Source organism: Candidatus Pelagibacter communis (assembly GCF_001179965.1).
GTDB lineage: Bacteria > Pseudomonadota > Alphaproteobacteria > Pelagibacterales > Pelagibacteraceae > Pelagibacter.
On the sequence record NZ_CVSH01000038.1, the window covers coordinates 14,091 to 29,579 of the forward strand.

A 15,489-nucleotide genomic window follows, 5' to 3' on the forward strand; every position below is an offset into this window, starting at 1 on the left:
TTGATATCACAACTCGAAAGACAGATTGTTTTTAGATATTTAAAAACCAAAAAAAAAGACGGTTTTTTAAATATAATATCTATTTTTTCATTTATTGGTATATCCTTGGGTGTAGCAGTATTAATTATTGTAATGTCTGTTATGAATGGGTTTAGGGCAGAACTTGTTGATAAAATAGTTGGATTTAACTCACATATAATTATTCAAAGTAATGATATAGAAAATGATTTAAAACTTACAAATTCAAATAATATTAAAAATATTTCATCAAGTACTTTGGAATCGTCTATGGGTGAGGTTGTTTTAATTAATAAAAATTTTACAAAAGGTCTCTCCTTAAGGGGCTATAAAGTAAACGATTTTAAAAAGTTAGAGATTTTTAAGAATATTGATTTTAGTAAAAATAATAAAATTTTTGATAAAAATAATATATCAATTGGTAAAGAACTCAGTTTTGATTTGGGACTTAATGTTGGAGACAATGTTCTTTTGATGTCACCAATTGGTGAGGATACAATTATAGGTAATTTACCAAAGCAAGAAGTTTATAAAATTTCATATATATTTGAGAGTGGCTTACTTGAATTTGATCAAAATGTTGCTTTTGTAAATATTAACTCCTTAGCAAATTTACTTAATCAGGATACAACAAATCGTAATATAGAAGTTTATCTTAAATCACCTCTAGAAATTGAAAATGCAAAAATAGAATTTCAAAAAGTATTTACTAAAAACTTTATTTATACTTGGGCAGACCTAAATAGGTCACTTTTTTCAGCTCTCAAAGTTGAAAGAAATGTCATGTTTATTATACTTTCTTTAATAATAATTGTTGCGGCATTTAATATAATATCCGGTCTTACAATTTTAGTAAAAAATAAAACTAAGGATATCGCTATATTAAAATCTATCGGTGTTTTAAATAAATCAATATATAAAATTTTTTTTTTAATTGGTTTTTATATTGGTTTAACCGCTACAATATTCGGAGTTATAATCGGAGTATTATTTTCAATATACATAGAGAATATAAGAACTTTTCTAAGCCAGATATTTAATATTTCTCTATTTCCAGAGGAAATTTATTTTTTAAGTAAAATGCCCTCCGAAATAAATATTCAATCCATAATATTAATTTCCTTTTGCTCGATTTTAGCAACTACTATTGTATCAATATTTCCTGCAAAGAAAGCTTCAAAACTAGATCCAATCAAGGCATTAAAGTATGAGTAGTTTTATAAGATTAAAAAAAATAAACAAAATTTTTGATTTAAGAAATAAAGTTAGAGCACTTAAAAATATAAATCTTGAATTTAATCTTGGAAGAATTTATTCAATCGTTGGACCATCAGGATCAGGTAAATCAACTTTATTAAATATGTTATCTTTAATCGATAGCCCAACCTCAGGACATATAAAAATTAATAATCAAAATATTATTATAGGAAATAACAATGAAAATGATAATTTAAGAGCGAGCTTAATTGGAATAATTTACCAAAATTATAATCTTCTAAACGATTTTACTGCCATTGAAAATGTTACACTAGCAGGACTCGCTTTAAACAAAAATAGAAGACAGGTACTTTTAGACGCAAAAAAAATTATGAGCAATTTAGGACTATCAAAAAGATTTGATCATTTTCCATCAGAACTTTCTGGTGGAGAGAATCAAAGAGTTGCTATTGCAAGAGCATTGATAAATAAACCAAAAATAATATTAGCAGATGAACCAACCGGAAATTTAGATATTGCATCGGCTAAAAATGTTTTCAAAGTATTAATTAATTTAAAAAAATCAAATAGAATAATTATATTTGCAACCCATAATAGAGAATTTGCAAACATGTCTGATTGTAAAATAGAAATGATTGATGGTAATATAAAATCAATCAATGGACAATTATAAAAATTTCAATCACATAAAAATTCATACCCAATATTCAATTTGTGAAGGAGCATTAAAAATAAATGAATTAGCTGAATTTTGTAAAAAAAATAAAATTAAGGGTGCAGGTCTTTCAGACACATCAAATTTGTGTGGAGCGCTAGAATTTTCAGAAAACTTGTCCAAATCAGGTACCCAACCAATCATTGGAACCCAAATAAATTTTAAATTTAAAGATATTATAGGTTTATTGCCTCTTATAGCAACTTCAGAGAAAGGTTATCAAAATATTATAGAATTTTCATCCAATTCATATTTGAAAAATAATGATAAAGACGAACCTCATTGTAATTTCAATGATGTTCTATCTACTGTTAATGATATTATAATCTTATCTGGTACTATAAATGGTTTAATTGGAAAATTGTTCGTTAAGGGTAGAATTGAAGAAATTGAGGAAATTTACTCAAACTTAAAAAAAAAATTCAAAAATAATTTTTATATAGAAATTCAAAGACATGGTGATGAAAATGAGAAAACTTTTGAACAATTTAATTTAAATCTTTCAAAAAAATTAGATATACCGATTATTGCTACAAATGAGGTTTTTTACATAAGCAAGGATATGCATGATGCTCATGATGCTTTAATTTGTATAGGAAATAAAACTTATCTGAACGAAAAAAATAGAGTTAAATATTCCAACAATCATTATTTAAAATCAGATAATGAAATGGAAAAAATTTTTTCTGACCTTCCCGAAGCTTTAGAAAATAATTATAACTTAATATACAAATGTAATTTTAAGCCAAGTTTTTCAAAGCCGGTATTACCAAATATAAGTTCCGATAAAGGTGGAAATGCAGATGAAAATCTTATCGAGGATTCAAATTTGGGATTAAAAGAAAAATTTTTAAAAATATTTAAAATTGATGAAAATAATCTTTTTCAAAATCAAGAATTTAAAAAATATAAACAAAGACTTGATCATGAAATTAAAATTATCATAGAAATGAAATACTCTAGTTATTTTCTTATCGTTGCAGATTACATTAAATGGGCTAAAAATAATGAAATTCCAGTTGGTCCGGGCAGAGGGTCTGGTGCTGGTTCTTTAGTTGCATGGTGTCTTTCTATAACTGATGTTGATCCAATAAAATTTAATTTGATATTTGAGAGATTTTTAAACCCTGATAGAATATCCATGCCTGATTTTGATATAGACTTTTGTGAAGAAAAAAGAGATTTAGTTTTTAAGTACTTAAACTCAAAATATAAAGATAGCGTTGCACATATTGTTACTTTTGGAAAATTAAAAGCAAGAATGGTAATAAGAGACGTTGGCAGAGTTTTAGGTCTTTCTTATGGTTTTGTAGATAGTATATCTAAAATGATACCATTTGATCCCTCACGACCCCAAACCTTAACGGAGTGCATTAACAATGAACCAAGACTAATTAAACTTATTAAAGAAGACACAAGAGTTAAAAAGTTGATCGATCTATCTTTGAAGCTAGAGGGTTTGAATAGAAACTTTGCTACTCATGCAGCAGGTGTTGTAATAGCAGATAAAAAACTTACTAACACTGTTCCTTTATACAAAGATATGTCTACCAATTTACTTTTACCATCTACACAATTTGATATGTATTCAGCAGAAAATTCTGGTCTAATTAAATTTGATTTTTTAGGTCTTAAAACATTAACAGTAATCAATAGAACTCAAAAATTAATAAATAAAAAATTAAAAGATTTTACAATTGAGAATATTGACTTCGAGGATCAAAAAGTTTTTGAAATGTTATCAACAGGCAATACCGTTGGATTATTTCAGCTTGAAAGTGCAGGGATGAGGGAGGCTTTAATAAAAATGAAACCTAACCATTTAGAGGATATCATCGCTCTTGTTGCACTATATAGACCTGGACCAATGAGTAATATTCCAACCTACAATGATTGTAAACATGGCAAACAACAGCCCGATTATCTGCATCCACTATTGGAAGAAATATTAAAACCCACTTACGGTGTAATAATATACCAAGAGCAAGTTATGCAAATAGCACAAAAGCTTTCAGGGTTTACTGCTGGTGAGGCAGATATATTAAGAAGAGCCATGGGAAAAAAAAAGAGAGCTGAATTAGAAAAACAAAAAATGAGATTTATTGATGGAGCTGTTAAAAATGGTATTAAAAAAGATGTTGCTGCGGGTATTTTTCTAAAAATAGAACCTTTCGCCGAATATGGTTTTAATAAAAGTCATGCCGCAGCTTATGCAATAATTGCTTATCAGACAGCTTTTTTAAAATGTTATTATCCAAATGAATTTTTCTCTGCATCAATGACAATGGACATTTCAAGTCAATCAAAATTAGGAGAGTTTTATGAAGAGTTGAATAGGTTGGATATAAATGTTGTAAGACCAAATATTAATAAATGTTACGCAGATTTTAGATCTGATAATGAGAATTTTTATTATGCATTAGGAGCTATAAAAAATGTAGGTTTTGAGGCAATCTCTAGTATAGTCGAGGAAAGAAAAAAAAATGGTAAATTTAAATCAATAAACAATTTTATTGAAAGAATTAATCCTAAAAATCTTAATAAACTTCAATTGGAAGGGTTAGTAAAAGCAGGAGCTTTTGATAATCTTGTAGATAACAGACAGTCTTTATATGACTCGATACCGAGTTTAATCCTAAAGTCAAAAAATATTTTTGAAAATAAATCGGTAAATCAATCTAATTTATTCGAAGAAGAAGGAATTATTGAGGAAGATTTATTAAAAAAAATTGAAGACTGGAAATTCGAGGATAGATTATCTAAAGAATTTGAAGCTGTAGGATTTTTTATATCTGATCACCCATTAAATCAATTTAGAGATAGTTTTGAGGACTACAATATAATTAGTTACATAGATTTTAATAATAATGAAATTAAAGAGGCTAATATTGCAGCTACTATATTGAAGATTCAAGAAAAAAAAACTCAAAAGGGGAATTCTTATGCAATAGTTAAATTAACAGATCTTGGATCAGTTTTTGAGCTTTTCCTTTTTTCTGATGTTTTAGAATCTAATAGAGATATACTAATTGAGGGTAATTCAATCATTTTAACTCTTACGAAAAACAACTTAGAAGATGATAATCGTTTTAAACGTATTAATGTAAGAAAAGTTGCATCTTTAAAAAATCTCTATGAAAAACCAATAAACAACATAGAAATTCTTATTAAAGACCAGAAATACTTAAATGATGTTCAAAAAATATTAGAAAAAAATGGCCAAACCCAAGTCATCATTAAAATATTAGATCAGGATAATAAGTTAGTATTTAATTTAAAAAATAGGAGGTTAGTTGATAGAAAAAACCTAAACCTGCTTAAAAACCAAGGTATTTCCACCAATATTTTTTAAAAAAATACTTGTTAAATTTTAAATAAGATTGTAAACAAAGCCAAATTAACACGCACACAGTTAGTGGTTGTAAAACCTCCGGTCCTTAAATGGAAATAACTGTGGAGGCATAACCGGGAAAAACTATGAAATTACCTGAACTAAGTATACAACAATTATTAGACGCTGGTGTTCATCTTGGTCATAAAACCTTGAGATGGAACCCAAAAATGAAGAGATATATCTTTGGAAAAAGAGACTCAATTCATATTATTGATTTAACACAAACTTTAGAACTTACTAAAGTTGCTTTGGAAAAAATCTTTGAAGTAATTAAAAATAATGGAAAAATACTTTTTATCTCAACAAAAAAACAGGCATCTGAAGCAATTGCAGATTTGGCAAAAGAAACGAACCAATATTATGTTAATTACAGATGGCTTGGTGGAATGCTTACAAATTGGGGCACAATATCAAATTCAATTAAAAAATTACAAAAATTAAATACAGATTTAGTTGCAGAAAATAGAGGATTTACAAAAAAAGAGCTCTTAAAGATGAGTATACAGCGTGATAAGTTACAAAGATCACTTGGTGGTATATCTGACATGAAAAAAGTTCCAGATTTAGTATTTATTATTGATACCAATTATGAGTCATTGGCAATTAAAGAGTCTATTAAATTAAATATACCTATAATTGCTATATTAGACACAAATTCAGATCCAGACGGTATAAATTTCCCTATTCCTGGTAATGATGATGCAAGAAGATCAATTGATCTATATTGTAAACTAATAAAAGAAACAATTGAAAGTGCTAAACTTGAAGCCCCATCACCAGCCGAAGAAAAAAAATTAAAAGATCTAGAAACCCTTAAACAACCAGAAAATAAAGCGTCACTAAAACCAAAATCTAATTAAAATGAGTGACATTGAGAAGATAAAGCAATTAAGACAATCTACAGGTGCAGGTTTTAAAGATTGTAATGCCGCAATACAAGAGTCGGGCGGAGATATTGATAAAGCAATAGAAATATTGAGAGTTAAAGGCGTTTCAAAAGCATCAAAAAAAATGTCCAGAGAGGCTAAAGAAGGAGTAGTTGCTTTGAGTGGTAATGAAAAAAAGTTCTCGATAATAGAGGTAAATTGTGAAACAGACTTTGTAGCAAAAAATGAAGATTTCATAAATTTTGTAAAAGAATTAAGTGAGATAAATTTATTGAACAACTCAGATGTAGAAAAAATCAAAAAAGTTAAAATGAAAAATACAGATACGGTAGAAAATAATCTTGTATCAATTATTGCTAAAATCGGTGAAAAAATAACTATAGGTCGGGCTAAAACAATATCGAATGAAAATTCATTAAATTTTAGTTACTTGCATTCAGTGGTTAAAGATAATTTATCAAAACTTGCGGTTGTAGTTTCCTTAAACACTAAAGAAAAAAATGAAAAAATTAATATTTTTGGAAAACAGCTTGCAATGCATATTGCAGCCTCTAGTCCTATAGCACTTGAGTCTAAAGATATTCCTCAATCAATTATTGAAAAAGAACAAGAACTAGTAACTGAAGAACTAAAAAATTCTGGGAAACCTGATGAGATTGTAAAAAAAATTAGTTTAGGTAAAATAAATAAATTTAAAGAAGATAATAGTTTATTAAGCCAACCTTGGGTTATGGAACCAAAGAAAAAAGTAAAAGATATTTTAAAAGAGTTGAATATATCAGATCTAAAAATTAATGACTTCTTCAGACTTAAAATTGGAGAATAGATGTTTAAAAAAGAAATTTATAATCAAAAAATGCAAAAGACACTAGATGTCTTTAATAAAGAACTTGGTGCTTTAAGAACAGGACGTGCTAATGCAAATATGTTGGATCTTATCAAAGTTGATGTCTATGGACAAAAGATGCCTATTAATCAACTAGCTACAATAACAACACCAGAACCAAGGACAATAAATATTCAGGTTTGGGATCTAAATAATGTAAATTTAATTGACTCAGCAATAAAAAAATCTGAGCTAGGATTAAATCCTCAAATTGATGGACAGCTAATTAGACTACCTGTTCCAGATCTAAGTGAGGAGAGACGTAGCGAAATGAAAAAAATAATTAAATCAATGGGTGAAAAATGTAAGATATCAATTAGAAATATTAGAAGAGAAGCAAATGATGATTTAAAAAATTTGCTAAAAAAAAAAGATATTTCTGAAGATGAGGAGAAAAAATATGAAAAAGATATACAAGTATTAACAGATAATCATATAAAAATTATTGACGATAAAGTTATAGCTAAAGAAAAAGAAATAATGACAATATGAACCCAATAAATCATGTGGCCATTATTATGGATGGTAATGGTAGATGGGGATTAAAGTATAAAAAATCTAGAAATGCAGGTCATAAAGCAGGACTAAATACAGTCGAAAAAATAATAAGGGAGACCATAAAAAATAAAATTAAATATTTAACACTTTACGCTTTTTCCACAGAAAATTGGAAAAGACCAAAAAAAGAGATTAATTTTTTATTTAGTCTTCTTGAAAACTTTTTAGTTAATAAAATTGATGATTTACATAAAAAAAATATTAGATTAAAAATTATAGGTTTAAAAAGATTTACCAAAAAATTAAACAATCTATTAATTGAATCGGAAAAAAAAACATCAAGAAATAAAAGATTACAAATTAATTTGGCTTTAAATTATGGCTCAAAATATGAATTAATAAACGCTTTTAAGTCTCTCCAAAAAAATAATAAACAAATAAGTGAAAAAAATATATGCAAATATTTACTTACGAAAAACATACCAGATCCAGACATACTTATTAGAACAGGTAATACAAAAAGGCTGAGTAATTTCCTTTTGTGGCAGTTGGCCTATTCAGAGATATTTTTTGAAAAGAAATTATGGCCAGATTTTAATGAGAAAGACTATAATAAAATTATTAATAAATTTAAAAAAATTAAAAGAAATTACGGTAACATTTAATGTTTAATGAATTTGAAAAAAGATTATTTAGTTCAGCAATATTGATCCCGACAACATTTTTTTTTATAATACAAGGTTCCTTTTTATTTATTATTTTTTTAAGCTCAATTTTTTTATTAACAAGTTATGAATGGTTTAAAATGATCAAAAAAAATAACTTGCTTAAAATTTTAGGAATAACTTTTTTAATGTTTTCTTTTTATGCGGCATTCAAATTTAGAGAAGATAATAATTTTAAAGATTTTTTATTTATCATAATAATCTGCGTCCTCACAGATGTAGGTGGTTATATTTTTGGAAAATTATTTAAGGGACCTAAATTAACTAAAATTAGTCCAAAGAAAACATATGCAGGGGTTTTTGGTGGTTTCCTATTTTCTCTAATAGCAGGTTTGTTTGTTTACGAGTATAAGTATATTGATCTTTTTCTTTATAATGGTTTCTATTTTTTTATAATAATTTTATTCATCTCTTTAATAAGCCAAATAGGAGATTTGATAATTTCTTATTTTAAAAGAAAAGCAAAAATAAAAGATACAGGAAAAATTTTACCAGGCCATGGTGGATTGCTTGATAGAATTGATGGAATGATTTTTGTATTTCCAATATGTTATTTAATCACAATATCATGAAAAAAAAAATTGCTATTCTTGGATCTACAGGCTCTATTGGAAAATCTACCCTTTCTATCATTTCAAAAAATATAAAAGATTTTGAGATAATACTTTTATCAACAAATAAAAATATTAAAGAAATTGACAAACAATGTAAAAAATTTAAACCAAAATTTATTATAATAAACGATAGCGACAGTTACGAAAAATTTGTTAGAAATAAAAAGTATAACTTTCAAGTTTTTAATTCTTACAAAGGTATTTCAAGATTAAAAAAAAAAATTGATTATACAATTAGCGCAGTAAGTGGTTTTGATGGTCTTGAACCAACGCTTAAAATACTACCCTTTTCAAAAACAGTAGCAATAGCGAATAAGGAGTCTTTAATATGTGGATGGAATTTGATAAAAAAAGAAATAATAAAACACAAAATAAATTTTATACCCATAGACTCAGAACACTTCTCTATTTGGTCTTTATTAAAGGGGACTTCCTCAAAAATTGAAACAATTTATATAACGGCTTCAGGTGGTCCTTTTTTCAAAAAAAAAATTAAACACATGAAAAATATAAAACCACATCAAGCTATCAAACATCCAAAATGGAATATGGGGAAAAAAATTTCGATAGATTCTGCTACACTGATTAATAAAGTTTTTGAATTAATTGAAGCAAAAAATATATTCAATATTGATTTAAGAAATCTTAAAATTTTAATACACCCTGACTCTTATGTTCACGCTATTGTAAAATTTCAAAATGGTATAACAAAACTTTTAATTCATGATACAGATATGAAAATACCTATATTTAACTCAATTTATCAAAATGAAAAAAAAAAACTCAAATCAAATTCTTTAGATATCTCAAAACTAAATAATTTAAAGTTTGAAGCAGTAAAAATGAATCAGTTTCAGTCTGTTAGAATATTAAAGCTATTTAAAAATGTTAAAAATTCACTTTATGAAACCGTTCTAGTTAGTGCAAATGATGAGTTAGTGAATCTTTTTTTACAAAATAAAATAGGATTTTTAGAAATTACAAAAAAACTCATAATGATTATGAATTTAAAAGAATTTAAAAAAATGAAGCTTAGAAAGCCTAAAAACTTTGATGAAATATCCAAACTTAATAAATATGTGAGATTGAAAACATATTCTTTATGTGTAAGATCCAGTCGAAATGGTTAAATTAATATCATCAATAATCGTACTTTTTTTTTTAATATTACCTGTAAATTCTGAGGTAATTAAAGAGATTAAAGTAATTAATAATGATAGAATTTCAAAAGAAACTATTCAAATATTTTCTAGTATTAAAGTAGGTGAAAATTACGACCAAAACGATCTTAACAGAATCCTGAAAGAGATCTATGATACTAATTTCTTTTCCAACGTATCATTAGAGATAAAAGATGGTGTGTTAATAATAGATGTTGAAGAGAATAAAATAATCCAAAACATCACCGTAGAAGGGATTAAGCGTAAAGAGTTAGTTGAAGATTTAAAATCTAGAATATCCTCAAAAGATAAAAATCCGTTTGTAGAAAATAATATAAAGAACGATGTATTATTAATTAAAAAACTTTTAAAATCTTCAGGTTATTATTTTTCTGAGGTTAAAACAAAAATTATTGAAAATAATAATAATACAATTGATATTATTTTTGATCTCGATCTTGGTGAAAAAGCATTTATACAAAAAATAGAATTTATAGGTGAAAAATTTTACAAAGATAGATTACTTAGAAATATCATTGCAAGTGAGGAAAAAAGATTTTGGAAGTTTTTAACAAAAAAAAAATATATAAATGCTGAACTTATAAAACTCGATCAAAGGTTGCTGGAAAAATATTATTTAGATAGAGGTCATTATCAAATTGACATAAGAGGAAATTTTGTTGAATTTACTGAAGATAATGGATTTAAATTAACTTATAATATTAATGCTGGACCCAAATTTCTTGTTAATTCGACCAAGCTTAAACTTCCTATAGATTACGAAGAAAATGATTTTAAAAAAATTAAAAAACTTTTATCTAAACTTGAGGGTAAGACATATTCTATTAATAAATTGAACAAAATTGCCAGAGAAGTAGAATATTTAACCCTCACAAATGATTATGAATTTATAGATGCTTCCTTTAAAGAGACGATTGTAGACACAAATAAAATTGATCTTGAATTTGTAATAAAAGAATTTGAAAAAGAATATTTATCTAAAGTGAACGTATTTGGTAACAATATAACAGAGGAAAAGGTAATAAGAGATAACTTAGAAGTAGATGAAGGTGATCCTTTTAATAAAATTTTGCTCGCCAAGTCTATTAACAATCTTAAAGCTTTAAATATATTTGGTAAAGTTGAATACGATTTAGTTCCCACAGATAATAATAAGAAAATATTAAATATTACAATTGAGGAAAAACCAACTGGTGAAATAAGTGCAGCAGCAGGTACAGGTACTTCCGGAGGTACATTTGGTTTTGGAATTAAAGAAAATAACTTTTTAGGTAAAAATATATCTTTAGACTCTAATTTAAGAGTAGATGAGGAAACCGTTAGAGGAAAATTTTCAGTTGTAAACCCTAATTGGAACTATTCAGACAGAGCGTTAATTGCCTCAATTGAGAGTAGTGTTACGGATAGAATGGGAGATTATGGATATGAAACCTCGCAAACCGGATTTTCATTTGGATCTAATTGGGAACAATATGATGATCTTTTTTTTAGTCCTAAAATTTCCTTGTTTCATGAAAAATTAGATACAAATCAAACAGCATCTGATAAATTAAAAAAGCAAGAAGGAGAATACACTGATGCAGATTTTGCTTATGGTTTAGTTTTAGATAAGAGAGATAGAAGATATCAAACAACCGATGGTTACTTAAGTAGATTTAACCAAAGAATTCCATTTATTTCAGAGGATTATTCATTATTTAATAGTTATGAATTTACAACATTTAATCAAATTAAGGAAATTGTTACAAAACTTTCCATTCAAGCACGGGCAATTAATTCTATAACAGATGAAGATGTTAGAGTTTCAAAAAGATTATACGTCGCGAGTAAAAGATTAAGAGGCTTTGAGCCAGGAAAAATAGGACCAGTAGATGGAGGAGATTTTATTGGTGGAAATTATACAACAGTATTAAATGCTGCAACAACACTGCCCGAATTTGGTGCGAATCTTGAAAATATTGATTTTCAATTATTTTTAGATGCTGCAAATGTATTTGGTGTAGATTATGATAGTTCTTTAGATAGTTCAAAATTAAGATCCTCTGTAGGTTTTGGTGTTGACTGGTTCACTGTAATAGGACCATTAAACTTTTCTATAGCCCAACCAATTACAAAAGCTGATACTGATAAAACTGAGAGTTTTAGATTTAATATTGGAACTACTTTTTAATTGATGAAAAAAACAAAATATTTATTATCATTTGTTCTAATTCTTTTTTTTTCAGTGAATATCTCTTTAGCGTTTGCAGAAAAGATTGTTTATATTGACATGGAAAAAATAATGCAGATTTCAAAAGCTGGAAAAAATGCAATTTCCAAAATTAATGATCAAAAGAAAAAAGATGTGAGTAAATTTCAAAAAATTGAGAAAGAATTAAAGTCAAGAGAACAGGACTTAATTACAAAAAAAAATGTTATCAGCGCCGAAGAATTTAATAAAAAATTAGAAACTTTGACAAAAGAAATAAATAATTACAGAATACTTCGCCAGGAGGCAATTGATTTATCTACAAAGTCACGTTTAAATGCTAGCGCTGATTTTGCTGAAAAAATAAAACCTATATTAGCGGATTATGCATCAGAAAATAACATAGATATGATTATACAAAAAAAAAATATAATAATGGGAAAAAGAGATCTTGATATTACTGATGTGATTTTAAAAATTGTTGATAAAAAAATTAATAAACTAAAAGTTAATTAAGTGTCTAATAGTCTTACAAAAGAAGATATAATAAAATTACTTCCACATAGGGAACCAATGCTTTTAATCGATGAATTAAAAAATATAAAAAAACTTCATTCAGCAACCGCAATAGTTAATGTAAAAAAAAATAGTTTTTATGTACAAGGTCATTTTCCAGATCAACCTGTAATGCCTGGAGTACTTATAGTTGAGGCATTTGGACAAGCTGCTGCTGCTTTAACAGCTCATGGCATAGACAAATCGACATATGAAAATAAATTAGTTTTTTTGATGAGTGTTGAGAAAGCCAGATTTAGAAATCCAGTTATACCTGATTGCAAACTTGAATTAAATATTGAAGCAATTAGATCCCACGGTAGAGTTTGGAAATATAAAGGGGAAGCTTTTGTAGACTCAAAAAAAATGGCTGATGCCCAATGGTCTGCTACTATTGTTGATAGAAAATAATCAGTAATATTTGTTGATTAAAAGAATATCAAATTTTTGATAGATATTCTATTATGTTAAATCCATTTTTTAAAAATACTGGACCACATAGTATAGAAAAACTATTAAATAAAATTGACATACAAAATAAAGAAAATTTTAAAAAAGATAAAATCTATGATGTTAAAGATCTCTCATCAGCTAGTAAAAGAGATTTAACATTTTTCCACTCAAAGAATTATTCTTCTCTGGCATCAAATACAAAAGCTTTTTATTGCGTTACAACTGACAGACTATCTCAATTCCTACCTAATTCATGTAAAAAAATTATTGTAAAAAATGTCCTATTAACGATGGCAAAAATTACAGAGGTATTTTATCCTAAATCTATTGTTGATGATTTTGATGAAACAGCCAAAGATATTTTAAAAACACCTTTTAATAAAAAAGTAAAACATGGCAGAAATATTTTAATTGGTAAAAATGTAATAATTGGAAAAAATTGTCTAATTGGCCACAATACAATTATTGAAAAAAATGTAATTATTGGTTCAAATTGTTCTATTGGCTCCAATGTCATTATTAGAAATACAATTATTAAAGATAATGTGAGCATTTTAGATGGATGTGTTATTGGAAAAAAAGGTTTTGGTTTTTTTCCCAACCAAAAGAGTAATATAAGATACCCTCATATTGGCATAGTCATAATAAATGATAACTGTGAAATAGGTTGTGGTTCAACAATTGACAGAGGTTCTTTATCAAATACTGTAATTGGCAAAAATACTTATTTGGACAATCAAGTACATGTTGCTCACAATAATAAAATTGGTAATAACTGTATAATTGCAGGTCAAGTTGGTTTTGCTGGTAGTTCCTCCTTAGGAAATAATGTTATGATTGGTGGACAGGCTGGTATTTCAGGACATTTAAAGATAGGAAACAATGTTCATATCGGTGGTGGTAGTGGTGTTATTAACGATATTTCTGATAATACTAAAGTTATGGGGTATCCCGCAAAAAATTTAAGGGAATTTATAAAAAACAACAGATGATAGATAAAACTGCAATAATAGATTCAAAAGCAAAATTAAGCACAAATGTTAAAGTAGGCCCTTATTGTGTAATTGGTCCAAACGTAGAAATTGGAGAGAACACTATAATTCATTCTCATGTTAATATTTCTGGAAATACCAAAATTGGTAAAAGCAATAAAATATATCCTTTTGTATCAATTAACGATCCACAAGATCTAAAATATAATGGTGAGCCAACAAATTTAGTGATTGGAGATAATAATAAAATAAGAGAATATGTAACTATTAATCCGGGGACAGTTGGTGGTGGTGGTAAAACAATTATTGGAAATAATTGTTTATTTATGATTTCCTCTCATATCGCTCACGATTGCCAGGTAGGAAATAATGTAATAATTGCTAACAATGTGCCATTAGGAGGTCATGCGATTATTGAAGATAATGTCGTTATAGGTGGTAATTCTGCAGTTCAACAATTTACAAGAATTGGAAAAATGGCAATGATCGGTGGAATGACAGGAGTACTACATGATGTAATTCCCTATGGATTGTCAACAGGAAATAGAAATTCATTGCAAGGATTGAACTTAATAGGTTTAAGAAGGGCTAAGTTCGAAAATAAGGACATTCTAGGTTTAAGCGAAGCTTATAAAAAGATTTTTGCTTCAAAGAATCTTAATGAAAATATAAGTAAATTAAACGGCTCTTTTAAAGAAAATCCATTAGTCAAAAATGTAATTGACTTTATAACAAAAGATAAAAAAAGATCTATTTGTACACCGTTTTCGTAAAATGATAGGATTAATTTTTGGTGATACAGACTTTCCAAAGGAAATTCTTAAAACTATCAAAAAAAGGAAAATAAGATATTTGATAATAGATTTATCAAAATCAAAAAAATTTAATAAAGATGACAAATCTCACTCAGTATCCATAGGCCAATTTGGTAAAATTTTAAATATTCTTAAAGAGAATAACTGTAAAAGGTTTTGTTCGCTGGAAAAGTAAATAAACCAAACTTTTCTAAACTAAAATTAGATTTTAAAGGTATTTATTATATTCCAAGAATAATCAAAGCATCTAAGCTTGGAGATGCAGCTATACTTAAAGAAATTATTAAAATATTAGCACAAAACAAAATTAAAACCGAAAATTCATTAAAATTTAATCCTGAACTATCATT

The 15,489-nt window shown here is 26.9% G+C and carries 14 protein-coding genes and 1 pseudogene; all 15 read left to right on the plus strand.

Annotated features, from left to right (window positions below; genetic code table 11):
- On the plus strand, window positions 1-1,233 hold the full coding sequence (locus AMN73_RS01545; RefSeq protein WP_075534541.1) for an FtsX-like permease family protein: 1,233 nt from the start codon (window positions 1-3) through the stop codon (window positions 1,231-1,233).
- A complete protein-coding gene (locus AMN73_RS01550; protein WP_075534542.1) occupies window positions 1,226-1,909 on the plus strand; it encodes an ABC transporter ATP-binding protein in 684 nt (227 codons plus the stop codon). Before AMN73_RS01545 ends, AMN73_RS01550 begins: the two co-directional genes overlap by 8 nt.
- Entirely contained in the window at window positions 1,896-5,303 is a 3,408-nt protein-coding gene (gene dnaE, locus AMN73_RS01555) for a DNA polymerase III subunit alpha (protein WP_075534543.1), read from the plus strand. The genes AMN73_RS01550 and dnaE overlap by 14 nt, the downstream gene beginning before the upstream one ends.
- Window positions 5,304-5,428: 125 nt before the next feature.
- Window positions 5,429-6,205, plus strand: a complete 777-nt coding sequence (gene rpsB, locus AMN73_RS01560) for a 30S ribosomal protein S2 (RefSeq protein ID WP_075534544.1) — start codon at window positions 5,429-5,431, stop codon at window positions 6,203-6,205.
- 1 nt (window position 6,206) lies between these two features.
- Window positions 6,207-7,058 carry a translation elongation factor Ts gene (gene tsf / locus AMN73_RS01565; RefSeq protein ID WP_075534545.1) on the plus strand — a complete coding sequence of 284 codons (852 nt, stop codon included), beginning with the start codon at window positions 6,207-6,209 and terminating at the stop codon, window positions 7,056-7,058.
- Complete coding sequence (gene frr, locus AMN73_RS01570; protein WP_075534546.1) at window positions 7,059-7,610, plus strand: ribosome recycling factor; 552 nt, start codon at window positions 7,059-7,061, stop codon at window positions 7,608-7,610.
- Entirely contained in the window at window positions 7,607-8,281 is a 675-nt protein-coding gene (gene uppS, locus AMN73_RS01575) for a polyprenyl diphosphate synthase (protein WP_075534547.1), read from the plus strand. Before frr ends, uppS begins: the two co-directional genes overlap by 4 nt.
- A complete protein-coding gene (locus AMN73_RS01580) occupies window positions 8,281-8,913 on the plus strand; it encodes a phosphatidate cytidylyltransferase (protein ID WP_075534548.1) in 633 nt (210 codons plus the stop codon). Before uppS ends, AMN73_RS01580 begins: the two co-directional genes overlap by 1 nt.
- On the plus strand, window positions 8,910-10,085 hold the full coding sequence (gene dxr, locus AMN73_RS01585; RefSeq protein ID WP_075534588.1) for a 1-deoxy-D-xylulose-5-phosphate reductoisomerase: 1,176 nt from the start codon (window positions 8,910-8,912) through the stop codon (window positions 10,083-10,085). The genes AMN73_RS01580 and dxr overlap by 4 nt, the downstream gene beginning before the upstream one ends.
- Complete coding sequence (gene bamA, locus AMN73_RS01590; RefSeq protein ID WP_075534549.1) at window positions 10,078-12,306, plus strand: outer membrane protein assembly factor BamA; 2,229 nt, start codon at window positions 10,078-10,080, stop codon at window positions 12,304-12,306. The genes dxr and bamA overlap by 8 nt, the downstream gene beginning before the upstream one ends.
- A gap of 3 nt (window positions 12,307-12,309) precedes the next feature.
- Window positions 12,310-12,840 carry an OmpH/Skp family outer membrane protein gene (locus AMN73_RS01595; RefSeq protein ID WP_075534550.1) on the plus strand — a complete coding sequence of 177 codons (531 nt, stop codon included), beginning with the start codon at window positions 12,310-12,312 and terminating at the stop codon, window positions 12,838-12,840.
- Window positions 12,841-13,290 carry a 3-hydroxyacyl-ACP dehydratase FabZ gene (fabZ, locus tag AMN73_RS01600; protein ID WP_075534551.1) on the plus strand — a complete coding sequence of 150 codons (450 nt, stop codon included), beginning with the start codon at window positions 12,841-12,843 and terminating at the stop codon, window positions 13,288-13,290.
- A 53-nt stretch (window positions 13,291-13,343) separates the two neighbouring features.
- Window positions 13,344-14,324, plus strand: coding sequence for a UDP-3-O-(3-hydroxymyristoyl)glucosamine N-acyltransferase (lpxD, locus tag AMN73_RS01605; RefSeq protein ID WP_075534552.1), 981 nt, complete (start codon window positions 13,344-13,346; stop codon window positions 14,322-14,324).
- A complete protein-coding gene (gene lpxA, locus AMN73_RS01610) occupies window positions 14,321-15,097 on the plus strand; it encodes an acyl-ACP--UDP-N-acetylglucosamine O-acyltransferase (protein WP_075534553.1) in 777 nt (258 codons plus the stop codon). Before lpxD ends, lpxA begins: the two co-directional genes overlap by 4 nt.
- A 1-nt stretch (window position 15,098) precedes the next feature.
- Window positions 15,099-15,421 (plus strand): annotated as a pseudogene (locus tag AMN73_RS04555) (UDP-2,3-diacylglucosamine diphosphatase LpxI domain-containing protein); the annotation flags it as partial.
- Window positions 15,422-15,489: the final 68 nt, after the last annotated feature.

What these genes read in the sequence shown, in the direction of transcription:
- AMN73_RS01595 (WP_075534550.1), top strand. Translation starts at nt 12,310, where the DNA reads ATGAAAAAAACAAAATATTTATTATCATTTGTTCTAATTCTTTTTTTT.
- tsf (WP_075534545.1), top strand. Translation starts at nt 6,207, where the DNA reads ATGAGTGACATTGAGAAGATAAAGCAATTAAGACAATCTACAGGTGCA.
- AMN73_RS01580 (WP_075534548.1), top strand. Translation starts at nt 8,281, where the DNA reads ATGTTTAATGAATTTGAAAAAAGATTATTTAGTTCAGCAATATTGATC.
- dnaE (WP_075534543.1), top strand. Translation starts at nt 1,896, where the DNA reads ATGGACAATTATAAAAATTTCAATCACATAAAAATTCATACCCAATAT.
- uppS (WP_075534547.1), top strand. Translation starts at nt 7,607, where the DNA reads ATGAACCCAATAAATCATGTGGCCATTATTATGGATGGTAATGGTAGA.
- rpsB (WP_075534544.1), top strand. Translation starts at nt 5,429, where the DNA reads ATGAAATTACCTGAACTAAGTATACAACAATTATTAGACGCTGGTGTT.
- frr (WP_075534546.1), top strand. Translation starts at nt 7,059, where the DNA reads ATGTTTAAAAAAGAAATTTATAATCAAAAAATGCAAAAGACACTAGAT.
- AMN73_RS01550 (WP_075534542.1), top strand. Translation starts at nt 1,226, where the DNA reads ATGAGTAGTTTTATAAGATTAAAAAAAATAAACAAAATTTTTGATTTA.
- bamA (WP_075534549.1), top strand. Translation starts at nt 10,078, where the DNA reads ATGGTTAAATTAATATCATCAATAATCGTACTTTTTTTTTTAATATTA.
- lpxA (WP_075534553.1), top strand. Translation starts at nt 14,321, where the DNA reads ATGATAGATAAAACTGCAATAATAGATTCAAAAGCAAAATTAAGCACA.
- lpxD (WP_075534552.1), top strand. Translation starts at nt 13,344, where the DNA reads ATGTTAAATCCATTTTTTAAAAATACTGGACCACATAGTATAGAAAAA.
- dxr (WP_075534588.1), top strand. Translation starts at nt 8,910, where the DNA reads ATGAAAAAAAAAATTGCTATTCTTGGATCTACAGGCTCTATTGGAAAA.